The organism is Allomuricauda sp. F6463D (assembly GCF_023015965.1).
Lineage (GTDB): Bacteria > Bacteroidota > Bacteroidia > Flavobacteriales > Flavobacteriaceae > Flagellimonas.
Genome location: NZ_JALKAN010000001.1, coordinates 416981 through 440127 on the forward strand (window position 1 = coordinate 416981; position 23147 = coordinate 440127).

Here is a 23147-nt window from a genome sequence, read left to right on the forward strand (position 1 = left end):
AATTTAACTATTTAACATTACTGGCATCACCAACATGGTAACATGTTCACCTTCGTCCAAGCCATCAATTGGGGTAAGGATACCTGCTCTGTTTGGTAAGCTCATTTCCAAGGAAACTTCGTCCGAGGACAAATTGTTCAGCATTTCCAGTAAAAACCGGGAGTTGAAACCAATTTGCATATCGTCACCTTGATAAGAACATGATAGTCGTTCTTCTGCTTTGTTGCTATAATCCACATCTTCTGCAGATATATTGAGTTCGGCACCTGCAATCTTAAGACGGATTTGATGTGTGGTCTTATTGGAGAAAATAGAAACTCTTCTAACCGAACTTTGAAATTGATTTCTCGCAATTGTCAACTTGTTCGGGTTTTCTTTTGGAATCACTGCTTCATAATTCGGATATTTCCCATCAATCAACCTACATACCAACTCCGTATTGTCAAAATAGAATTTGGCATTGCTTTCGTTGTATTCAATGGTAACCTCTGATTCTGAACCTGCTAAAATTCCCTTCAACAAGGTCAATGGTTTTTTGGGCATTATGAATTCTGCTACTTCCGAAGCTGTAACATCATGTCTTTGATATTTAACCAATTTATGAGCATCTGTGGCCACGAAAATCAAATTTTCTGGCGAAAATTGGAAAAACACGCCGCTCATTACCGGGCGAAGGTCATCGTTACCTGCGGCAAAAATAGTTTTGTTGATGGCCGTTGCCAAAATATCACCCAATAGGGTAGTGGAACTCGGATTGGAAACTTCCACTACTTTTGGAAACTCTGCACCATCGGCATATGCCAATGCATATTTACCATGGTTGGAACTGATTTCCACTGTATTGTTATCTTCAACAACAAAAGTTAATGGTTGTTCCGGGAAAGTCTTTAGGGTGTCCAACAACAAACGAGCAGGAACGGCTATGGTCCCCTCGGAATCAGAATCCACTTCCAAAACTGTACTCATTGTAGTCTCTAGGTCCGATGCGGAAACCGTTAACTTACTTTCCTTAAGGTCAAACAAAAAATTATCTAAAATAGGCAAGGTGTTGCTATTGTTGATAACTCCTCCCAAAACCTGAAGTTGTTTCAATAGATATGTGCTGGATACGATAAATTTCATCAACGAAATACTTTAGTATTGTAGCCCTTTGGGCAATTTATCCCTGGTTAAAGGGCTGTAAAATCAATAAAAACAAATATATCTCAAATGGATTAAGCAGAGAAACAAATTTATCAACAGTTAAGCGGAAAACTTGCGCCTCCTGTAGTAGCTAAAGAAGAGCCCGAACAACAATGTTAAAACTACTGGTAATCCAATGTTTATAAGCTGCCACTTGGTTTTTTGCAACTCTATTTTTTTAACATCCAAAAGAGGAATCGAAACTTTCTTGTTCCGAATGTTAATAAGCCCGGTGTTATCCAATAGGTAATTCGTACTGTTCACCAAGAATTCTTTGTTCCCATAGAAGCTATTGGTCCATTTGTCATATCCCAGTTCCAATGGTCTACCGTTTCGTAATTGGTTTTTGATTATATCTCCATCCGAAATCACGATCATTTTATTTTCAGGGCCTTCTTCCATAGTATTTTTCAACTTTAATGGTTTTACCCTGTTCTTGTACATGGAGGTGAAATTACCTTCTATTAGGACCGCCAAAGGCTTGTTGCCATTATTGTAGGCTTCTCGATCTGGCTGTTGGTTGATCATATCCAGACTTACAATCCTTGGTATTCCATCCATTTTAGATAGAGGGGAACTCTGCAATAAAATTGTTTTCTGGTAATCATTTTCCAAAACATCTATTGGGCTTGTAAACTGAAATCGAACTGCTTCAATATTGGTGTTGATAGGATGATTATTGTGTGAAAAAACCATTGGGTAATACAACCAAGGAAGCGGGTTGTACTGGGATTCATTTCCTTCGCCCGTAGCCAGAACTATTTGGGTAAAGTAAAGATCGTTCACCAAAACAGGATTAATTCTAACTCCATATTTAAAGAACAAATCCTTTAAATTAAGATCCTCTGGAATTGCAATGGCTTCTCCGCCACCCGCATAAATGCTATCCATTTCCATAACGACTTGATCCAGCATCCAAATGGACTTCCCGCCCTGGACCATATATTGGTCCATTAGATATTTTTCTTGGTCGGTAAATGGCTGGGTAGGCTTTGCAACAATAGCCAGATCATACCCTTTTAGTTGATCCAATACCTTTTGTGGATTAGAGGTCACCGAGTCCAGGGTAATGGCACCAATGTTGTAATAATCGCGAATGGAGGTAAGGTAGTCAGCGATAAAAATATCATCTAGTTCACCATTTCCTTTAATTACTGCTATGCTTTTTTTGTCTTCAATGCTCAATTTGGTAAAGGCATCGGCAAAGGCATATTCCAATTGCTGAACCGAATTGTTGATGCGTTCTTCTGCGGTGGAACCCAATTTATTCTTTAGCAAAGGCACTTTTACAGTCTGGTTGTTATAATTGACCATTGCCCAAGGGAATACCAATTCGTTGGAAACTTTTCCATTTTCCTCAACGGTAACATTGGCGGGCTGCAACCCCAAACTCTGTAATTCGGCTACAGTCTGCTCTACAAGTTCCTCGTTTTCCAATGGATTCACCAAATTATATTTGATGTTATTGTTTTTAGAACCAAAGGATTCCAATAATTGAATGGTTTCCGTTTTCAGTTTGGAGAATTCTGGAGGAATGTTCCCATCCAACAAAACATCCACAATAACTGGTGTTTCAAATTTTTGGACCACCTCTATGGCAGGTTCGGAAAGGGTATATCGCTTATCTTCGGTTAAATCAAACCTGGCATATAAAAAACTGGCCAATACATTGATGACCACAATCACTAGAACTACTTTTAGTATTGATACAAAAAACTTTCCCATTATTTTGGCAATTGTTTTAAACGTAGAAAGGTGATATATAAAAATAATAGGGTCAATGATATAAAGTAAACCAAATCTCGTGTATCTATTACCCCTCTTGCGATACTGTCAAAATGTGACTTTGCACCTAAATCTTTCACCCATTGTTGTGTTTCCCCACTTGTAAACATGGAAGCGACGGCATCAAATCCATTAAAAATCAGAAAGCAGACCAAAATACCTACTAAAAAAGCTATGATTTGGTTATCTGATAGCGTAGAGGCAAATATTCCTATAGCTGTGTAACAAGCAATCAAAAACAAAAGCCCAAAGTAAGAGCCCAGAACCACTCCAAGATCAAAGTTGCCTTCTATTATTCCTAAACCAGATATGGCAAAAACATAGACTATGGTTGGGATAATGGCAATGACACACAATAATAAAGCTCCCCAAAACTTACCTAGAACCAGTTTCCAAACAGAGATAGGTTTTATCAACAACAATTCTAAAGTACCCATTTTGCGTTCCTCCGAAAAACTTTTCATAGTGATGGCCGGTACCAAGAAAATAAAAATCCAAGGAGCCAATAAAAAGAAGTTGCTTAGATCGGCAAAGCCGTAATCAAAAATGTTGTACTCGCCTTTGAACACCCACAAAAAAAGTCCATTGAGCAGTAAAAACGAGCCTACGATCAAATAGCCGATGGGCGATGTAAAAAAAGACCGTACCTCTCTCTTAAAAATTGCAAACATTAAGATGGGTTTGTTGATTGTAATTTGTTAACACTCCAAGCTTCTGGTTTATCGGAGAACAATTCTTTGGTATTGCTCCAAACCTTTTTAAAGAAATCTGATTTTCTATAATTATCAAGATGTGTTTCCGTGTCCCAAAAACTATAGGTGAAAAATATGTTGGAATTATTAATGTCTTGATACAATTCTACCATATTACATCCATCAAAAGCTAAGATATTATTTTTAGATCCTTCAAAGATTCGCTCAAAACTAGCAATATTTTCGGGTTTAAATGTCAGTTTTACGATGCGTATCAACATTTACAAGAAATTTATGGTTACAGTATCTCTATAATTCAATCCCAATAGGGAAGAAGCCCCACCTACAGAATTGAGGTCACTTTTATATATGGCAAGCTCAATGTAGCCTGCAGAATTGAACAACGCCAAGGCATCACCGGGCCCTTTGCGCTGATTTCGCTCCAAATCATAATTAATGATTCCGTTGTAGCTTTGATGTACCTGTCGAATTTTGGTAGTTCGAGCCATTATTTCAAACTTCCGTCCACTACGATAGGCTTCGAAAAGACTTTTTTGAATATTGGTGACCACATTGCCGTAATTATCTATATAAATCACATTACCAGAAATGGTTTTGCCCTCGTTGGTGACTCTTGGTTCAAAATCACGTAATTCCTTTAATTTTTCAAAGGGTTTGCCAATTACTTCCAATTTGCCGCCGCGAGCTATATGACAGGCTACTTGAACAAATATATTTAGAACGGGAAAGGAACCGGATTCGGAATTGGGTATACTGATTTCGACGACTTTTTCAGGTTTTATTTCAGACGTGATCAAGGAAATCACCCCACTGTTGGCACTCACAAAATAATGTCCGTCCACTTGCACAACAATATGCTCATTTTCTGGAGATATGTCGGAGTCAACACCAACTAAATGAACCGTTCCTTTTGGAAAGGATTGGTAGGCATTTTTAAGGATATATGCACATTCTTGGATATTGAAAGGACTTATGGCATGCGATATATCAACAATTGCATTATTGGGAAGATTACTCAGTATAGCACCTTTCACAGCACCCACAAAGTGATCTTTATATCCGAAATCTGTAGTTAAGGTTATAATCGCCATGCAATACTGTTGATATGTTTTTCCGTGTTCAAATTGATTTTTAATTAAGTTTGTGTGGTAAAATTAGGCAAAAAAGAAAGAATATTATTCTTCAGAAACAACTGTAACACCGTACTTTTTTTGAACGAACTTATAATTGAACTCACAGAAATCAGCCCTCAAGAATTTTTTGGGCAACAAAACGCCAACATTGAGCTACTGAAAAGATATTTTCCTAAACTCAAGATTGTAGCACGGGGCAACAAGATTAAGGCCTATGGCGATGAAGAACTTTTGGCAGAGTTCGATAAACGTTTTGATGAGCTCGTCAGTCAGTTTGCCAAATACAACAAACTGGATGAGAATATGATAGAACGGGTGCTCACCAGTACCAGTAAGGAAGATTACATTTCTTCCTCGGGCAGTAATGATGTTCTGGTGCACGGAGTAAGCGGAAGGCTCATAAAAGCCCAGACGGTTAATCAGCGTCGTTTGGTGGATGCTTGCAAATCCAACGATATGGTTTTTGCCATTGGCCCTGCCGGAACGGGAAAAACATATACTGGAGTAGCTTTGGCCGTAAAAGCCTTGAAAGAAAAACAAGTTAGACGCATTATCTTAACACGTCCTGCGGTGGAGGCTGGGGAAAATCTTGGATTTCTTCCAGGTGACCTTAAAGAAAAGTTAGACCCTTATATGCAACCACTTTATGATGCGCTAAGGGATATGATTCCTACTGAAAAGTTGGAGAAATATATAGAGGACGGTACTATTCAGATTGCCCCAATGGCATTTATGCGTGGCCGTACATTGGACAATGCCTTTGTTATTTTAGATGAGGCACAGAATACCACTCATGCCCAAATGAAAATGTTTTTGACGCGTATGGGGAAAAATGCCAAGTTTTTACTAACAGGTGATCCAGGCCAAATCGATTTGCCCAGAAGAGTGATTTCAGGTTTAAAGGAAGCATTGCTTATTTTGAAGGATGTGGATGGTATTAGCATGATCTATCTGGATGATAAGGATGTAATCCGACATAAATTGGTAAAAAAGGTGATCGATGCCTATCAAAACATTGAACACTAAAATCAATGCTAAAATAATTATGGGAATGAATACGCTCATGTCCACAGATTTTAATTTTAAAAACCAAAAATCTGTTTATAAAGGTAAAGTAAGGGAAGTTTATACCCTGGAGGATGATATTTTGATAATGGTGGCAACAGACCGTTTGTCCGCTTTTGATGTGGTAATGCCCAAAGGAATACCCTATAAAGGCCAAATATTGAACCAAATCGCCACTAAAATGATGGAGGCGACAAAGGATATTGTACCCAATTGGTTAATGGCAACACCCGATCCCAATGTAGCGGTAGGCAAAGCCTGTGAACCCTTTAAGGTGGAAATGGTGATTAGGGGCTATATGTCCGGCCATGCAGCACGGGAGTACAAAGCAGACAAAAGAATGCTCTGTGGGGTGCCGATGCCTGACGGGATGAAAGAGAACGATAAATTCCCCGAACCTATTATTACGCCGGCAACCAAAGCAGAGCAGGGTGATCATGATGAGGATATTTCTAAAGAAGATATTTTAAGACGAGGTATTGTTTCCCAAGAAGATTACGAAGTACTGGAAAAATATACGCACGCACTTTTTAAAAGAGGAACTGAAATTGCTGCCGAACGAGGTCTTATTCTGGTGGACACCAAATACGAATTTGGAAAAACTAAAGATGGGGAAATTGTATTAATCGATGAAATCCATACCCCGGATTCTTCTCGATATTTTTATGCCGACGGATATGAAGAGCGCCAAGCCAAGGGTGAAGCACAAAAGCAGCTTTCAAAGGAATTTGTACGACAATGGTTGATTTCCAATGGATTTCAAGGATTGGAAGGTCAATATGAAGTTCCCGAAATGTCCGATGAATACATAGCATCCGTATCCACACGTTATATAGAGCTCTATGAAAACATTACTGGCGAGAAATTTGTGAAAAGTGATATTTCAAATATTCAAGAGCGGATATTGACCAATGTAACGGCATATTTGGATAATAATTAATCAGAATAACTATTTTATCGCTGATATCTTAGTTCATAAAGATAAAGTAGATTAAGCTCGGAAAATAGATTCTGAATTATCTTGATTTCAAGTGAGAATTGAAAGCATCCGTAGCGTTTCCCGCTATGAGATTCAACGGTTTCTTGGTTTTTTAGACGTTGGACATGGATTGGACAAGAAGGTTCAGTTTATTGCGTCCTCAAAATTCTATGCACCGACCAACTCTTTTCCATTAAGCATTACAAACATTGTTGTGCTCAAATAAATCTTCAAAGTTGACATTGGATTTCAAAACATCACAATGGGTGTTTTAGTAAGAAGCAATCACTATTGTAAATATTCAATTTATTTTAAATTGCTCTTTTCAAGGGAAATAGATGGTAATTACTGTCTGTGTATTATTTCAAAATAACGATTATGGTTGTATCTTCAACCAATCCCTTCCCATCCGGTTTTATTGTATTAGGGACATCCAGGCGCCTGATTTCTTGCATTTCAGATTATGCAAGTTGGCACCGTATCAATATACCAACACTAACATGGGAAAAAGAACGGATTATATGTAACTAAACAAACCAATAAATTATGTCGGAAAAACAAAAAAAGGCTACGGCCTATTGGAAAGAGAACTTGAGGTACCTGGTCATACTATTAATTATATGGTTCGTGGTTTCCTACGGAGCTGGCATCCTTTTTAAAGATGCTTTAAACACAATTCGATTGGGAGGTTTTAAACTGGGATTTTGGTTTGCGCAACAGGGATCTATCTATGTTTTTGTCATCCTCATTTTTGTATACGTGCATCTAATGAACAAATTGGATAAAAAATACGGATACAACGAAGATTGATTAATCGACAAAAACAATAATTATGAGTGATGCACAAATTTGGATTTATGTATTGGTGGCACTATCGTTTGGTCTGTACATAGGAATTGCAATCTGGTCAAGAGCAGGTTCCACTAAAGAATTTTATGTAGCTGGAGGAGGTGTCTCCCCTTTGGCCAACGGAATGGCAACGGCAGCCGATTGGATGTCAGCAGCTTCCTTTATCTCAATGGCAGGAATAATTTCATTTGCTGGGTATGATGGTGCTGTGTATTTAATGGGTTGGACAGGAGGCTATGTGCTTTTAGCATTGCTATTGGCACCTTACCTTAGAAAATTTGGAAAATTTACGGTTCCTGATTTTATAGGTGAACGCTACTACTCAAAAACTGCTCGTGTGGTTGCGGTTATCTGTGCTTTGATTGTTTCCTTCACTTATGTAGCTGGACAAATGCGTGGTGTAGGAATTGTATTTTCCAGATACTTGGAAGTTGATATCAATACAGGTGTGGTAATTGGAATGGTGATCGTATTGTTCTATGCTGTGCTTGGCGGAATGAAGGGGATTACCTATACCCAAGTCGCACAATATTGTGTTCTAATATTTGCCTTTATGGTGCCAGCCATATTTATTTCCATCCAGATGACAGGAAACCCTGTACCGCAACTAGGGTTTGGTAGTACCTTATCGGATGGTTCAGGAGTTTATTTATTGGATAAACTTGACGGGCTTTCTACTGAACTTGGTTTTGTAGAATACACCGATGGCTCAAAAAGCACTATAGATGTATTTGCCATTACCCTAGCCTTAATGGTGGGTACGGCAGGTTTGCCCCATGTAATCGTTCGTTTTTTTACCGTAAAAAAGGTGCGTGATGCAAGAAAATCAGCGGGATTGGCATTATTGTTCATTGCCATTTTGTACACCACAGCACCTGCAGTGGCCGTGTTTGCAAGAACGAACTTGATAGAGACCGTAAGCGGAAAAGAATATGATAACATGCCCGAATGGTTCAACCGGTGGGAAAAGACGGGATTGATTGCCCATGAGGACAAAAATGGAGATGGCAAAATCCAATATGTGGCTTCACCCGAAATAAACGAATTGACTGTAGACAGGGACATCATGGTATTGGCAAATCCAGAAATTGCTGATCTCCCAGCGTGGGTAATCGGTCTGATTGCCGCTGGTGGTTTGGCCGCAGCCTTATCAACCGCAGCTGGATTGCTATTGGTTATATCGTCTTCCGTTTCGCATGACTTGATAAAAAACGTGCTGAAACCCGATCTTACCGAAAAAGAAGAACTTTGGGCAGCTAGACTCTCTGCTGCCGTTGCTGTAGTTATAGCAGGATATTTTGGAATCAATCCGCCTGGCTTTGTGGCAGCTGTGGTCGCATTGGCCTTTGGTCTTGCCGCGGCATCTTTCTTCCCTGCAATTATTTTAGGAATCTTTTATAAGAAGATGAATAGTAAAGGAGCTATATCGGGAATGATTGTCGGTCTTTGCTTAATGCTATTTTATATGTTGAAATTTAAATTTGGAATTTTTGATGGAGGAAAAGAAGCAGTTGCCGGGCTTCAGCAAAGTTGGTGGTTTGGCGTTTCGCCCGAAGGATTTGGATCTATCGCTATGATTGTCAACTTTATTGTAGCAATTGTGGTAAACTTCTTTACAGCTGAGCCTCCTGAAAATGTACAGGAAATTGTTGAGAACATTCGCGTTCCCAACCAAGCTGGCCAAGCAATTGAACATTAGAATAACTGTCAGATTGCTCTCTTTTCCTTATTTTTAGGGCAGCTAAAATTGTTGTACATAATGAGTAACTACCACATTAAACACTTGGAAGAATATTTTCAAGTGTACCGTAAATCTGTGAGAAACCCAGAAGGGTTTTGGGAAGAAGTCGCAGAAGAACATTTTCATTGGCGTAAAAAATGGGATTCTGTTTTGGAATGGGATTTTTCCAAACCTGAAATTAGTTGGTTCAAAGGAGCTAAACTAAACATAACTGAAAATTGTATTGATCGTCACCTTGGAATTCGTGGAGATAAGACTGCTATTATTTTTGAGCCAAATGACCCGAATGAAGAGGCAGAGTACATTACATATAATCAACTACATGAACGTGTTTGCAAATATGCAAATGTCTTAAAGGACCATGGTGTTAAAAAAGGTGATAGGGTAGTTGTTTATTTACCAATGATTCCAGATTTGGCCATCGCACTTTTGGCCTGTGCCCGTATTGGAGCTATTCACTCTGTTGTGTTTGCTGGGTTTTCATCAACCGCCTTGGAAACAAGAATCAATGATTGCGGAGCTAAATTGGTACTCACATCCGACGGTTCTTTTAGAGGAACTAAAACAATAGATCTAAAAGCTATAGTGGATGAAGCACTGGAAAGTTGCCCGGATGTGGAAACAGTCTTGGTAACAAAACGCACAGGTGGTAAGGTAACTATGAAAGAAGGTCGAGATAATTGGGTTCAGCCACTTTTAGACAAAGCTTATTTAGACTGTGTTCCCGAGATTATGGATGCCGAAGACCCTTTATTTATACTATATACGTCGGGCTCTACTGGTCTTCCAAAGGGTATGGTGCATACCACTGGAGGGTATATGGTTTACACAGCTTATACATTTAAAAACGTGTTTCAGTATCGTGAGGAAGATGTTTATTGGTGTACAGCAGATATTGGATGGATCACGGGCCACTCCTATATAGTGTACGGACCGTTGGCAAATGGTGCCACTACGGTAATGTTCGAAGGAGTACCTTCCTATCCGGATTTTGGACGTTTTTGGGAAGTTGTGCAAAAGCACAAGGTTACCCAGTTTTATACAGCTCCAACGGCTATTAGAGCTTTGGCCAAGGAGAATTTGGATTTTGTAACAGAACATGACTTATCCAGCTTAAAAGTTTTGGGTACTGTGGGAGAACCCATTAATGAAGAAGCTTGGCACTGGTATAATGATCATGTAGGTGAAAAAAAATGCCCTATTGTAGATACATGGTGGCAAACGGAAACAGGTGGAATCCTTATTTCTCCTATTCCATTTTCAACTCCGACCAAGCCCACTTACGCCACTTTGCCAATGCCCGGTGTCCAACCTGCACTTATGGACGAAAATGGAAAAGAAATCAAAGGCAACCAAGTGGATGGAAGATTGTGCATCAAGTTTCCATGGCCATCTATAGCTAGAACTATATGGGGAAATCATCAACGATATAAAGACACTTATTTTTCAGCATTTGAAGGAAAATATTTCACTGGAGATGGTGCGTTAAGGGATGAGGTAGGTTATTACCGTATTACAGGCAGGGTCGACGATGTAATAATTGTTTCTGGACATAATTTGGGAACTGCCCCTATTGAGGATGCCATTAACGAGCATCAAGCAGTAGCGGAATCAGCAATTGTTGGATTCCCTCACGACATCAAGGGAAATGCGCTGTACGGTTATATCATTTTGAAGGAGACAGGGGAAGCGCGTAATCGGGATAACGTGAAAAAAGAGGTGAACCAATTGATCACTGATCATATTGGACCTATAGCTAAATTGGACAAGATTCAATTTGTGGAAGGATTGCCAAAAACACGAAGTGGTAAGATCATGCGGAGAATCCTTAGAAAAATTGCATCCAAGGATACCAGTAACCTTGGAGATACTTCAACGTTATTGAATCCTGAAATAGTGGAAGATATTATGAAGGAAAGCCTTTAAAGGCTATGTATACCAAATAAGGGCCTCTTTTACCTAAAGAGGTCCTTTAGTTTTTTTGATTTTAGTTTTTCTACAATTCGTAAAAAAGCGATTGCCGTAATAAACGCATCACCTAGTGCTGTATGTCTATCCTTTCGGGATATACTGAATTTTTTGGCAAGATCGTCCAAAGTGTATCGCTCTTTGCGTTGTACCACTGTAGATTTTAACAATGTTTTACTGTAAAGCCGCTCGGTATCCAGAGTTTGATTTTTTAATTTTGGCAACCCATTTCTTTTTAAAGCTGCATTGATCATGTTTATATCGAACATAACATGATGACCTACCAAAACATGATTTTTTGCATATTTCAAGAACGCTTTTAAAGCTTCAAGCTCTGAAACACGGGCCCGTTTACTTTTCCTTAAAATCCCATGGATTTCCGTACTTTCAGAATTATAGTGTTCCTGTGTTATATACACTTCAAAACTATCTTTTACCACAATAATATTATCCAATAGTTTAAGTGCTCCAATGCATAACATACGGTCTTTTATTAAACTAAAACCTGTAGTTTCGGTATCTAAAACAACAAAGGTGGATTTGTGGATATCATCGGACAACTTTTCTTTGAAATGCGCTTCATAAGACCACCAAAAGTCTGGAAATTCTTGTTGTCTTTTTTTTGAGAACGGCCACATCAGCGTATCAAATTTTTAACTTGAAACCGTATTTCAATCAAAGATTGGATTTCTTTTACCGTTTTAAAAGTTCTCTTCAGTTTGATTTTTTCTTCTTTGTTTAATTTGTCCAAAGCAATATACCTGCCCGAATCGTTGTGCAGTAGTCCTTGTCTTGTCCTAAATTTAAGAAGTGCTTTGCTCGCATAGGAACAAGCTAAATAAAGTTCTTTGTTGTTGGGTTCCAGTTCGGCTAGCTTTTCGTAACGTTCTGCGGTATTGTTTATGGATTTGATGGAGTGTGAGAGAATAAGCACCCGTGCCGCATCAATAATTGGCATAAGTGCACGTAATTTCAAATCAAAAAAATCTTTATGTTCGCCATCCTGTTCCACCAAAAAGTCTCGAAAAAAGCCTGATGGCGAAGGGTTTTTAAGAGCACCACTAGCTAAATGAACAAAGAATTGGGGGTAGTGGTTGGCATGGTCAAAAATGCTATGCGATAGTTCATCAGCAAGTGCTTTCTCTCCAAAAGTAACGTTGTAATCAAAAAATATGGAAGACAGGAGAATCTCTTCTGATCCTGGATTGTGAATCCAATGAGCGGTAATTTCTTTCCATTCTTTTAAACTACGGCACCATGAACGGTTGGAAGCCATCATATCTGCTGGACAGTAATCGAACCCTATGATGTTCAAACCTTTAGTAATAGATTCACCCAATTTTAAAAAGTGATTTCTTGTTTTCTCCAATTCTTCCTCAGGAACATCCTCAAAAATGATTGCGTTGTCTTGATCGGTATTCAATAATTGTTCCCCTCGTCCTTGACTGCCCATACTCAACCACGTAAATTTTACAGGAAGGTCTTCATCCATTTTTGATAATGCAATTTCAATGACCTGTTTGCTTGAAGCATCATTCAATTCAGAGATTATTTTAGAAACCAGCCCTAGGGGTATGTTCTGATCTAAATAACCACGCAGTAAATTCATGATGCCATGTCGAATGTTTCTTAGTCTTTTAAAATCCGTTGCTCTTTTAATGGCTCGTAAGAGTACGGCTGGGTTGTTTCCCACAGCCACCATAATGTCATGTTTCGAGAGTATACCAACTGCAGGTGAATCAGTTGTTCCATCCTCCGTTAATACCAAGTGACTGATGTTGCTTTTCATCATCGCCATTTGGGATTGTGCCAAGGTTAAATCCTTTGGATAAGTGATAATGGGTGTTGACATGGTTGTTTTGGCAGACGCAGTTATCGGAAACAACCCAGTGGCAATCTTTTTTCGAAGATCTTTATCTGTAATAATACCAACTGGTAAGTTGTTTTTCTCTACCAAAATAGAACTAACATTGTGCTTGGTCATTTTGTTGGCAATGGTCTTTATCTTGGTGCCTTCATTACAGCTAATTAGATCGGTGGAATATTTAATCGGCTGAAGGTCTAAAATTTTATTGGTCGAAAATTGATCTTCTTCGTTATTAGTGCCATATAACTTTCCTCGGTGTTTAATGGAGTAGGGGTTGCCGGTGTTGGAAGCAAAGCTTTCTATTAGAAAATTTCCGATTCGTTTGTTTTCGAGTGCCAAAGGCTTAAAGTCTTTGATTGGAATGGCGTATAAAATGGTTTCTTCATATGCCTTGGCTTCCAATTTGTAGTTTTCGTGGGCTAACAAAGGTCTTAGTCCAAAAACATCCCCTTCGTCACAAATATCCAATATCTGGCTCGAACCCTCTTTGGATAATGCTATGGCACCCTTGTTGACCACGTAAAATTGTTCGTGTGGTTTTTCGTTTTCGCCAAAAACAATGGTGTTGGATTCCTTATGGATAATTACCACTTCAAGTGATAATTTTTCCAATTGTTTTGAGTCCATGGCATTAAAAGGCGGATAGTTCTTTAAGAAATCTGCTATGCGTTCGGAAATGGTGTTCTTCATGGCAACCTAAATTTAAGAGTAAATTCCATGAATGCGTGACACAAAGCAAAAAAACAACATTTTTAAAAAGTCTACTATTTAACTGCAACAGTCATTAGTTCCGTTTACTTTCCATTACTTGCTTTATTATATGCGCGAATCATTAAGATAGCCCATATGGCAACGAGTACGACGACTACAATGGAAAACCATAATACGATATCATTTCCCGTCATTGTCCACAAGCTTTAAGTAAATCATAAAACCTAAAAGGGTTGGTGCCCACAACCCTACAAAAAGGCCATGTTCCGGGTATCCACTAAGAAACAGATATTCTGCCACTATTATGATCAAGGCACATAAGATCAACATGAATAGATTGGCGGTTCCTAACTTTTTAAAATAATTCATTCGCAGGTTGGTTAAAAACTTATAAGTTAGGAAAAAAACACCAAAAAAAACAAAAAGTACTTAATTGAAAAACAGTTAAATAACTGTAGTTTTAGTATCAATTGCTGTACCACTCTATTAAAATTTATCCGTTTAAGGGCTGTACTTAATTCATAATAATAAAATTATTTCTGTACGTTAAATGGAAGAACATATTTGTTTTTCAACTCCGTATTTTGTAGTTAAGCGGTTCTATTTGTTATCTCTTAAATGACCCTGCTCGAAGCACGTTCAGTACAGTGAGCTATCAATATCTACAAACTAGTATCCAAGCCATATATCTATAGCAAGTTCTTCTCTTCATGTTTTATATATAAAACGAACCTAAATTAACTAGAATATAGTTGACTATCTACGCACCCCATCACTACAAGGCAGTGCTACCATGGTTTTATTAATCTCAACAGCTTTGCCCATCACCGTCACGGGGTGAAAATACTCTTTAAGTATATGTTGTGCCTCTTTTAAAAACCTTAAATATACATGCATTGGTTGATCAGAAATTTCATATGTAAAAAAAACTCGCGCAATTATAAAATCAATATCATTGTCAAAATCTTCTCTTTCATAAGACATTGGTATACCGTTAATATAGTTGGTTAGATGTGTTATATATACTAAGTTTTTTAAAATTATATCCTTGTCGTTTCCTGTGTAATTAAGAATATTCCATATTTCTTCAGTACAAAACATTATGCTGGTTGAGTTAAGTAGCATTAACTCTTGCAATCCATAATAATCGTATTTTTTAAAACAATCACTTTCATTTTCAGTTTTCCGTTGTAACTCGTAAAAACTTGAAACGTACAATGCCATGGACGCCCAACAGTTTTTTATTTGGCCAAATTCATCATCCATATCGGTTTGTTCCCGTAACTTATCTAAGTCTTCTGCCAAATCATCAAGAAACTCTTTTTCGGCATCATCTAAGTCATCTGAACCTTGACCCATAGCACCTCCAACTTCCTTTTTAACCTGATTAATAACAGCGTTGATGTCTTGCGCATACCCTTGCATGGATATACATAATAAAAAAAGTAATGTGTAAAATAGTGTTTTCATCTGTCTGTGATTTATAATGAACTGCCAAATTGTTTATAATTGGAGGGGGTTAGTGTCTTTTTTTGTTCTTGAATACTAAAACACCTTACATGGATTGGTTTTTCATCAGGATCATTAGATTGGAATGCCAGTTCCATAATCATATAGTTTTCACCTTTAAATAACGAGTTAGGTATGTAGGCGGTTTGTGAGAGACCTCCTTTGTATTGCACTGGCGCTCTCTCTGCTATATATACAACAACCACTCCCTCTGGAGTGGTGATTCTATAGCCCCTACATAAAAGATCTTTCATTTTTTTATAATCCAGTTTTTCTACGGTAACCCCATTGTTGCTATTGCTACCGGGAATACTATTTATATTTTCGGTATGTAGTATATGATCTTTTGCAATGGGAAGCGCTGTTTTAATACTGTCCCCTACAAACAAAAAGGAAGCTTGTTTATTTGGGTCTGTAAGCTGCATATGATATACGTCATCATCATGTATTGACGTGCCAAAATAGGCGTTGTTGGGCTCATAATACATTACTTTTTGTATGTTACCTTTACCATTGTTTATGGTATATATAACCTTATACGAAAAAGTATAGGTACTAGATAGCGATGCCACGGTATCATCTCCTACGGTATTTGCAAAGGCTTCAGCGGCATCTACTTCTACTTCATCTTGTCCTAATTTTATAACAGGAAGACCGTCTTTTGTCACTTCTGTTGTGTTGTTGGTTTCTGAAGTTGTTGAACCCGATTCCCTGGTTTCTGTTGGAGGTTTTTTATCATTTTTTATAATACCATCTATTGTTTCATCGGTCCCTTTTGAAACTTCTTCGTCTGTCTTGTTTAAAATGGTCCTTTCAATTGCATTTTCTGCCTTCTCTTTCAGTTTTTTAAAAAACTGTGCGTGACTGTTGAATGGAAGAATAAAGAAACTAAATAAGAGTGCTATTTGAAATTTGTTCATACTGTTACTTGTTTAAATACGGGTAAGTTTTATTGGTTAAAAATACCATGCCTAAAAAATATGTGGTATCACATATGTTTAATTAATTATCACATATGTTTCAAAACAAATTAAAATAATTAATACAAAGGGTTTACCTTTTTGAGGCGGCATACCCAGTCTCACTTTAAAAAACGAATACATGCTTTTGCGATGCATACGGGGAATAGACTCCATCATTGCCAGTGGTATTTTGTGCAAGTTTGAAGACCTGATTAGCTTTAATAATAGCAAACCACTGGCCGGTAATGTAATTTGACCGCCGAAATCTATCAAAAAGGGATGTTACACGACATACAGGTGTACGTATGCATTGCCGCCGATTGATAGAAGCTATTTTCTCTTGGCCTTCTGGTAGGTGATTAGGGTAGGTCTGGTAATCCAGACACATTATTGTAAGCATTAGGTAAAGAAAGTTTCAGGTATTATCATTGTCGACTTGCACAGTTTCTTTATAAAAACGGGATAATTGTGTCAGAATTGAACCTTTTGTAGATAAAGCATTTTGTTTGAATGTAACTGGCCAAGTTGAAGAACGCCTGCCTCCAATTCTGTTTATGACCATCCTAGGTTTAATTTCTATGCTTCTGTATATGCCTGAAGAGATTGACATAAAAAAAAGCCATTCAACCGTACAATAGTTAAATGACTTTGTTTTTAGTAGCGAGAGGGGGGCACGATCCCCCGACCTCCGGGTTATGAATCCGACGCTCTAACCAGCTGAGCTACCTCGCCATGATTTTGCTAAGCGGGTGCAAATATATGTTTAAATTTTCGCTGAATCAAAATTCAGGATTAATTTATTATTTGACATTTATTTTTATATCTTCCCAAACTATACAAAAGTTGAAAAACGATTTAAAGAACACGACAATGAGTGATAAGGTTAAATTTGAACTGGAATTTGTGATCCAGGCTTCACCTCAGTTACTTTACCAATATATTTCCACTCCTTCAGGATTATCTGAATGGTATGCCGATAATGTTAATTCACGTGGGGAAATGTTCATATTTATTTGGGACGGTACAGAAGAGCGAGCTAAAATGCTCAAACGAAAAAGTGAAGAATTTGTAAAATTGGCATGGGAAGAAAATGAGGATGATTCATATTTTGAAATGCGAATTATTGTTGACGAGATCACAAAAGATGTATCCCTATTTATAACAGATTTTGCTGAGGACGACGAGGTAGACGAAGCTAAAATGCTTTGGGAAAACCAGGTTTCGGATCTTAAACAGGTTCTTGGATCTACCTAGACCTTTTCTCAACTAAACCGTATATTTGGTCCCGATAAAAATCGGGACTTTTTTATGGTCAATTATAACGGAGAATTTTTTGCGGACAATGTAGCTATTTTTGCCAATAACAATAGAGCCTTTAAGTATGGAGATGCACTTTTTGAATCGGTTCGCTATGTAAATGGAACGCTGTTTTTTTGGGAGGATCATTACTTCAGATTGATGGCCTCCATGCGTATACTTAGAATGGAAATTCCAATGGAGTTCACCTTAGAATTTCTCGAGGAAAAAATCAAAAAAACCATCGAATCAAATGGACTTGTAAATGATGCAGTTCGTGTTCGATTAACAATTTTTAGAAACACCGGAGGTTTATACAGCCCAACTACAAACGATGTTTCCTATGTTGTTGAGACCAATCCCATGGAATCACCCTTTTATATTATTCAAGATGATAGATATGAGGTGGAATTGTTCAAAGACTTTTATGTTAACAAGGATATGCTTTCCAATCTAAAGACCACAAACAAAATATTGAATGTTGTGGCAGGAGTTTATGCCGAAGAAAACGGTTATTCCAATTGCCTATTGGTTAATACGGACAAAAAAGTTGTCGAGGCCATAAATGGCAACCTATTTTTAGTGAAAGAGAATAAAGTGAAAACGCCCCCGTTAAGTGATGGCTGCTTGGATGGAGTGATTAGGAAGAATCTCATGAAAATTATAGCTGGTTCTGATGAGCTTGATCTGTTGGAAGAGTCCATTTCCCCGTTTGAGCTTCAAAAAGTGGATGAATTGTTCATTACCAATGCAATTAGTGGAATACAGCCTATAAGCAAGTATAGAAGAAAAGAATTTGATACCAAAGTAGCTAAAAGTCTGGTTGGCAAGTTAAACGCTCGGGCAAGGATAGGGAATTAATTCAACGATGGGTTTTCTGGAGCATTGGACCATAAAAGATAATCTCCACCCAGCTCAACCATTTTTTCTTTCCAAAAAGCATTGGCAGATTTTTCCAGAATATTACTTTCATACTCATTTGGCAAAACCACCCACGATTTCGACGTAAGTTCTTGGTCCAGTTGATTGGCGCTCCACCCAGAATAACCTAAAAAGAACCGGATATCCTGCTGGTTAATTGTTCCGTTGTTGATAAGTACAATGACTCTGTCAAAATTGCCTCCCCAAAAAATACCATCCGAAATTTCAACACTGTTCTCAATGAGGTCGGGTACTTTATGGATAAAATATAGATTGTCTTGCTCCACCGGCCCTCCATTAAAAACTTGACAAGGAATTTCAATATCGGGAACAAGGTCGCAAATAGTATAATCCAAGGGCTTGTTTAATATAAAGCCAACCGAGCCTTCATTATTATGTTCTGCAATAAGTACTACCGATCTATTGAAAGAAACGTCACCGGTGAGTGAAGGTTCTGCAACGAGCAAATTTCCTTTTTTTGGTTTTTGAGCTACCATTGATATGGGTTTCTTGTATTTAAATTTAACATATTATTTAACATATACAAAAAACAAAAACCATTTAAATAAAAAAAGCACTCCAAAAAGGAGTGCTTTCATATATTCGTTTGTAATTGATTAGTTTACTGCACCGCTCAATTCAGCGCCTGCTTTGAACTTTACTACGTTCTTAGCGGCAATCTTAATAGTAGCACCAGTTTGTGGGTTTCTACCTTCTCTAGCATTTCTTTTAGAAACTGACCAAGAACCAAAACCTACCAAGGAAACTCTGTCTCCTTTTTTAAGTGTTCCTTCTACATTTCCCAAGAAAGATTCCAACGCTTTTTTTGCTGCTGCCTTAGTGATGCCAGCATCAGCTGCCATAGCATCGATTAATTCTGTTTTGTTCATAATGGAATTAAATTAATTGTTGTTAATATAATTATAATGCTAAACAAATTTAGATGGATTCTCCAGTAACGCAAGTAAAACCTAGGGAAATAGGGTTTTTTGTTGATAACTTGAAACGTTTGTTGATAAAGTCGGAAAAAATGACAACTTTTTGCCAGCCCAATCATAGCAAGGCCTTAGCGAAGATATGCTTCTTCATCCAATTTTAATCCGTTTAAAACCTCATTGACCTGCATTTTTCTTTTGCCTGGAAGCTGCAATTCTAACAAGGATATAAAACCATCTTTTACTGCAACTTTTAATGACTTTTTCTCCATCATCAATTTCCCTATCATTTCGTTGTGCTGGGTCCTTTCCATTCTAGTTTTAAAAATCTTCATGGAATCTGTCTTCCCATCATTGATCAATTGGGTCCATGCTCCCGGATAAGGACTGAGTCCCCTAATATGGTTGTAAATGTCTTCTATTGAGGCGTTCCAATCAATTCGACAAGTATCTTTATGAATTTTCGGAGCGGGCTTAAGTTCCATTCGCTCGTCTTGGGCTTGTCTGGTAATAGTTCCCCCCTCAATTTGTTTACAGGTATTTACCACTAGGTCTGCACCAACCTCCATCAATCTATCATGTAGGGAACCTGCACTGTCATCTGGCAATATTTTTTCTTCTTTTTGAAGCGCTATAGTTCCTGTGTCAATTTTCTCGTCAATAAAAAAAGTAGTGACCCCTGTTACGGTTTCTCCATTAATTATTGCCCAATTGATGGGGGCCGCACCACGATATTGGGGCAGGAGGGAAGCGTGAAGATTAAAAGTACCGTGTTCCGGCATTTGCCAAACGGCTTTCGGCAACATTCGGAAAGCTACCACCACCTGCAAATTGGCGTCAAGGTTTTTCAGTTCTTCCAAAAAAGCCTCGTCCTTTAAATTAGTAGGTTGCAAAACCTTTAAGTTATGTTGCACGGCAAACTGCTTTACGGCAGATTCCTGAACCTTGCGACCACGGCCTGCAGGTCTGTCGGGAGCGGTAATAACTCCAACCACATTAAAATCGGCTTCCAAGATGCTTTTTAGGGTTCCCACAGCAAAATCGGGGGTACCCATAAATACAATACGAAGGGGATTATTTTTTGATGTACTCATTTTTAAAGTTTAGGGAGACCAACTCATCTTCAAGCAGTCGCTCCAATGTTTTTAAAAGTTCTTTTTCATTGGCCCCGATCACTTTTTCCAACTGTCGGGAGGTATGGGGGCGAATTTCTAAAAGTTCCAAGACTATTTTTTTCAAATCATAAGTAGATGTTACCTCCTCTTTTTTGGTGCAAATATCGCACCTGCCGCACTTTTCATTTGTTTTTTCACCAAAATAATTCAAAAGATAATTGCTACGGCATACCTTTTTATTGGAAATATACCCCAACATGGCTGCCATGTTACCCTGCTTTACTTTGTTTAAAGCCTTAATTTTTTTGGCAAATAGATTAATGGTATGGTCATCCTCTCTTGGCACTAAAAAGGTAATTTCCAAGTCAGAAGTGTTATTCCGATATTCCACAATATCATCAGCTGCAAGTTGCTTTAGAATTTGTTTTAACCTTTCTTCGCCAGTACCTGTTTTACGAGACAACATATACAGATTGATTTTAGTGTCATATTCTGTAATGCCTCCATACGTACGCAATATGGTTTGGATTATAGGTGCTGTTTTTCTGTTCTTGTCCAGATAATTGAATATTTCCGCCTTGGATGCCACAAATTGAAGCATTGTTTTCTCCTTAAAATTTTCGGCAAGAGACAGAACAGAATTTTGATCCAGTAGACGGAGGGCATTAAAGGTCATATTCGGATTAAATTCATATCGTTTACAAAATTCGTTGAATTTGAATGTCAACGGTTCCGCGATCAATTCACCATAGGAAATTTGGAAATAATTATTGAGTTTGGAATATACTTGCTTTACAAAGGCTACATCGGGCAAATTGGACAAAAACTGTTTCTTGGCCTTGTCCGAATCTTCATTTGAAGTAATGATAATTGCTGTTGATGGTTTTCCATCACGCCCTGCTCTCCCTGCCTCTTGAAAATAGCTTTCCAAACTTTCCGGTATTTGGTAATGTACCACCAATCTAACGTTGGGTTTGTCCACACCCATGCCAAAAGCATTGGTGGCGACCATCACCCTTACTTTGCCATTTAACCAAAGGGTAAGCTTTTCCTCTTTATCTGACTTTGGAATTCCACCATGAAAAAATGAAGCTGATATACCATTTTTGATCAAGAAATTGGATAACGATACGGACATTTTTCTGGAACGAACATATACTATGGCACTTCCGGAAACGCTGTTCATATATTTTTTGAGCTGATACAATTTATCCTCCGAGTGCTTAACACCAAATCTGATATTTGCTCGGGAGAATGAATCTTTAAAAATAGTTGCCTGCTTCAAACCCAGATTATCCACAATATCTTCTACTACAGGGGGAGTTGCCGTTGCCGTTAGGGCTATCATAGGAGTGTTGGGAAGAAATTCCCTTAAAATTGAACAACCCAGATATGCAGGTCTAAAATCGTTTCCCCATTGAGAAATACAATGCGCTTCATCAATAGCAATGAGGTTTACATTCATTTGCTGGATACGTTCCTGTACTAAAGTTTGCTGTAATCGTTCTGGCGACAAGTATAAAAATTTATAGTTGCCATAAAGACAATTGTCTAGAAGGTTATTCAGTTCGTCCGGGGGAATTCCGCCTGTTAGCGCAATTGCTTTAATATTTCTTTTTTTAAGTTGTGCTACTTGATCTTGAATAAGAGCTACCAAAGGAGACACTACAATACATATACCTTCCATGGCTAATGAAGGTACCTGGTAGCAGATGGATTTACCACCGCCAGTTGGCATCAGTGCCAAAACGTCCTGTCCAGAAAGGACAGTATCAATAATTTTCTTTTGGGAGCCCCTGAAAGCATCATGACCCCAAAATTGCTTTAAAATGATTGCCGTGTCTTTGTGCACTATAAATTTTTAAGTGTTTCCAAAATAAAATCAATCCTATTGAGGACCGCATCTTTTGGCACTTCTATTGGGTCATAGCCAAATTGTGTATATGTTTTTTGCAAAGCAAGGTGTATTCGCTCTGCTTCTTCAAAAGTTTCCATTCTTTCGTTATCGGAAACATATATTTCTTGCCATGGCGGAACTATAAAAACAGCGTCATACCTATGATTTTCGCAATGCGAAGTAAAATGTTGATCATAGGATTGGCCAAAGAAATCCATATACGCGAGGACATCTGGAATACCGCGGTCAAAAAAACAAATAGGGGTGTCGAGGTTTAAGGACTCTCGATAATGGGATGTTCTGCCTTCGAGCAAGTCTTTGTTGAACTGCATGGCATCATCAACAAAAACCAAAGGGTTTGAAATATATTCTTCGGATTGCCCTACTTGCTTTGCTTCGGAGGTCATCTCCCTTATAATTTCGTGAAAGCAATGAAAACCCTTCCTTTCCAGCCCATTTACTATGGACGTTTTTCCAGTTCCGGGTGCTCCCGTAATAACTACCTTGTTTTTGCCCAAA

23 protein-coding genes and 1 tRNA gene are annotated in these 23147 nt (G+C 38.1%); 8 read left to right on the forward strand and 16 right to left on the reverse strand.

Annotated features, from left to right (window positions below; all coding sequences use genetic code 11):
• Positions 1–3: 3 nt before the first annotated feature.
• From dnaN to MWU56_RS01700, 5 genes are all read right to left on the reverse strand, one after another.
• Complete coding sequence (dnaN, locus tag MWU56_RS01680) at positions 4–1122, reverse strand: DNA polymerase III subunit beta (RefSeq protein ID WP_247041597.1); 1119 nt, start codon at positions 1120–1122, stop codon at positions 4–6.
• 120 nt (positions 1123–1242) lie between these two features.
• Positions 1243–2907, reverse strand: a complete 1665-nt coding sequence (gene gldG, locus MWU56_RS01685) for a gliding motility-associated ABC transporter substrate-binding protein GldG (RefSeq protein ID WP_247041598.1) — start codon at positions 2905–2907, stop codon at positions 1243–1245.
• The gene (gene gldF / locus MWU56_RS01690) at positions 2907–3638 is read right to left on the reverse strand and encodes a gliding motility-associated ABC transporter permease subunit GldF (protein ID WP_247041599.1); all 732 of its coding nucleotides are present in this window, start codon (positions 3636–3638) and stop codon (positions 2907–2909) included. The genes gldG and gldF overlap by 1 nt, the downstream gene beginning before the upstream one ends.
• On the reverse strand, positions 3638–3940 hold the full coding sequence (locus tag MWU56_RS01695; protein ID WP_247041600.1) for a putative quinol monooxygenase: 303 nt from the start codon (positions 3938–3940) through the stop codon (positions 3638–3640). Before MWU56_RS01695 ends, gldF begins: the two co-directional genes overlap by 1 nt.
• A complete protein-coding gene (locus MWU56_RS01700) occupies positions 3941–4771 on the reverse strand; it encodes an S-adenosyl-l-methionine hydroxide adenosyltransferase family protein (protein ID WP_247041601.1) in 831 nt (276 codons plus the stop codon). It lies immediately after the preceding gene.
• 120 nt (positions 4772–4891) lie between these two features.
• On the opposite strand from MWU56_RS01700, the gene MWU56_RS01705 reads away from it, so the two are divergent.
• From MWU56_RS01705 to acs, 6 genes are all read left to right on the forward strand, one after another.
• Positions 4892–5839: a PhoH family protein gene (locus MWU56_RS01705; RefSeq protein WP_247041602.1), complete on the forward strand. Its 948-nt coding sequence runs from the start codon at positions 4892–4894 to the stop codon at positions 5837–5839.
• Between the two features lie 25 nt (positions 5840–5864).
• A complete protein-coding gene (locus MWU56_RS01710; RefSeq protein ID WP_247043680.1) occupies positions 5865–6818 on the forward strand; it encodes a phosphoribosylaminoimidazolesuccinocarboxamide synthase in 954 nt (317 codons plus the stop codon).
• 91 nt (positions 6819–6909) lie between these two features.
• Complete coding sequence (locus MWU56_RS01715) at positions 6910–7083, forward strand: hypothetical protein (RefSeq protein ID WP_247041605.1); 174 nt, start codon at positions 6910–6912, stop codon at positions 7081–7083.
• A gap of 320 nt (positions 7084–7403) precedes the next feature.
• Positions 7404–7667, forward strand: coding sequence for a DUF4212 domain-containing protein (locus MWU56_RS01720; RefSeq protein ID WP_247041607.1), 264 nt, complete (start codon positions 7404–7406; stop codon positions 7665–7667).
• A gap of 22 nt (positions 7668–7689) precedes the next feature.
• A complete protein-coding gene (locus MWU56_RS01725; protein ID WP_247041609.1) occupies positions 7690–9405 on the forward strand; it encodes a sodium:solute symporter family protein in 1716 nt (571 codons plus the stop codon).
• A 60-nt stretch (positions 9406–9465) separates the two neighbouring features.
• Positions 9466–11373 (forward strand): acetate--CoA ligase, encoded by a 1908-nt coding sequence (acs, locus tag MWU56_RS01730; RefSeq protein ID WP_247041612.1) that lies wholly within the window; start codon positions 9466–9468, stop codon positions 11371–11373.
• Between the two features lie 29 nt (positions 11374–11402).
• On the opposite strand, the gene MWU56_RS01735 is transcribed toward acs, so the two are convergent.
• The 6 genes from MWU56_RS01735 to MWU56_RS01760 all read right to left on the reverse strand — a co-directional run bounded on the left by MWU56_RS01735 (position 11403) and on the right by MWU56_RS01760 (position 17196).
• The gene (locus MWU56_RS01735; protein WP_247041613.1) at positions 11403–12053 is read right to left on the reverse strand and encodes a PolC-type DNA polymerase III; all 651 of its coding nucleotides are present in this window, start codon (positions 12051–12053) and stop codon (positions 11403–11405) included.
• Positions 12053–13972 carry a DUF294 nucleotidyltransferase-like domain-containing protein gene (locus tag MWU56_RS01740; RefSeq protein WP_247041614.1) on the reverse strand — a complete coding sequence of 640 codons (1920 nt, stop codon included), beginning with the start codon at positions 13970–13972 and terminating at the stop codon, positions 12053–12055. Before MWU56_RS01740 ends, MWU56_RS01735 begins: the two co-directional genes overlap by 1 nt.
• 201 nt (positions 13973–14173) lie before the next feature.
• Positions 14174–14362 carry a hypothetical protein gene (locus tag MWU56_RS01745; RefSeq protein ID WP_247041616.1) on the reverse strand — a complete coding sequence of 63 codons (189 nt, stop codon included), beginning with the start codon at positions 14360–14362 and terminating at the stop codon, positions 14174–14176.
• Between the two features lie 387 nt (positions 14363–14749).
• Positions 14750–15463 (reverse strand): hypothetical protein, encoded by a 714-nt coding sequence (locus MWU56_RS01750; RefSeq protein WP_247041618.1) that lies wholly within the window; start codon positions 15461–15463, stop codon positions 14750–14752.
• Positions 15464–15474: 11 nt separating this feature from the next.
• Positions 15475–16422 carry a hypothetical protein gene (locus MWU56_RS01755; RefSeq protein WP_247041619.1) on the reverse strand — a complete coding sequence of 316 codons (948 nt, stop codon included), beginning with the start codon at positions 16420–16422 and terminating at the stop codon, positions 15475–15477.
• 700 nt (positions 16423–17122) lie between these two features.
• Positions 17123–17196 (reverse strand) — tRNA-Met (locus tag MWU56_RS01760).
• 138 nt (positions 17197–17334) lie between these two features.
• Here MWU56_RS01760 and MWU56_RS01765 point away from each other — a divergent pair.
• Both MWU56_RS01765 and MWU56_RS01770 read left to right on the forward strand, forming a co-directional pair.
• The gene (locus MWU56_RS01765; RefSeq protein ID WP_247043681.1) at positions 17335–17718 is read left to right on the forward strand and encodes an START-like domain-containing protein; all 384 of its coding nucleotides are present in this window, start codon (positions 17335–17337) and stop codon (positions 17716–17718) included.
• A gap of 54 nt (positions 17719–17772) precedes the next feature.
• On the forward strand, positions 17773–18621 hold the full coding sequence (locus tag MWU56_RS01770; protein WP_247041622.1) for an aminotransferase class IV: 849 nt from the start codon (positions 17773–17775) through the stop codon (positions 18619–18621).
• Here the strand turns inward: MWU56_RS01770 and MWU56_RS01775 are convergent.
• From MWU56_RS01775 to MWU56_RS01795, 5 genes are all read right to left on the reverse strand, one after another.
• Positions 18618–19178: a YqgE/AlgH family protein gene (locus tag MWU56_RS01775; protein ID WP_247041623.1), complete on the reverse strand. Its 561-nt coding sequence runs from the start codon at positions 19176–19178 to the stop codon at positions 18618–18620. The genes MWU56_RS01770 and MWU56_RS01775 overlap by 4 nt on opposite strands.
• Positions 19179–19298: 120 nt before the next feature.
• On the reverse strand, positions 19299–19571 hold the full coding sequence (locus tag MWU56_RS01780; RefSeq protein ID WP_247041625.1) for an HU family DNA-binding protein: 273 nt from the start codon (positions 19569–19571) through the stop codon (positions 19299–19301).
• Positions 19572–19747: 176 nt separating this feature from the next.
• Positions 19748–20710 (reverse strand): methionyl-tRNA formyltransferase, encoded by a 963-nt coding sequence (fmt, locus tag MWU56_RS01785; protein ID WP_247041626.1) that lies wholly within the window; start codon positions 20708–20710, stop codon positions 19748–19750.
• Positions 20691–22583: an ATP-dependent DNA helicase RecQ gene (locus MWU56_RS01790; RefSeq protein WP_247041628.1), complete on the reverse strand. Its 1893-nt coding sequence runs from the start codon at positions 22581–22583 to the stop codon at positions 20691–20693. The genes fmt and MWU56_RS01790 overlap by 20 nt, the downstream gene beginning before the upstream one ends.
• A complete protein-coding gene (locus MWU56_RS01795) occupies positions 22583–23146 on the reverse strand; it encodes an AAA family ATPase (protein ID WP_247041630.1) in 564 nt (187 codons plus the stop codon). Before MWU56_RS01795 ends, MWU56_RS01790 begins: the two co-directional genes overlap by 1 nt.
• Position 23147 lies beyond the last annotated feature (1 nt).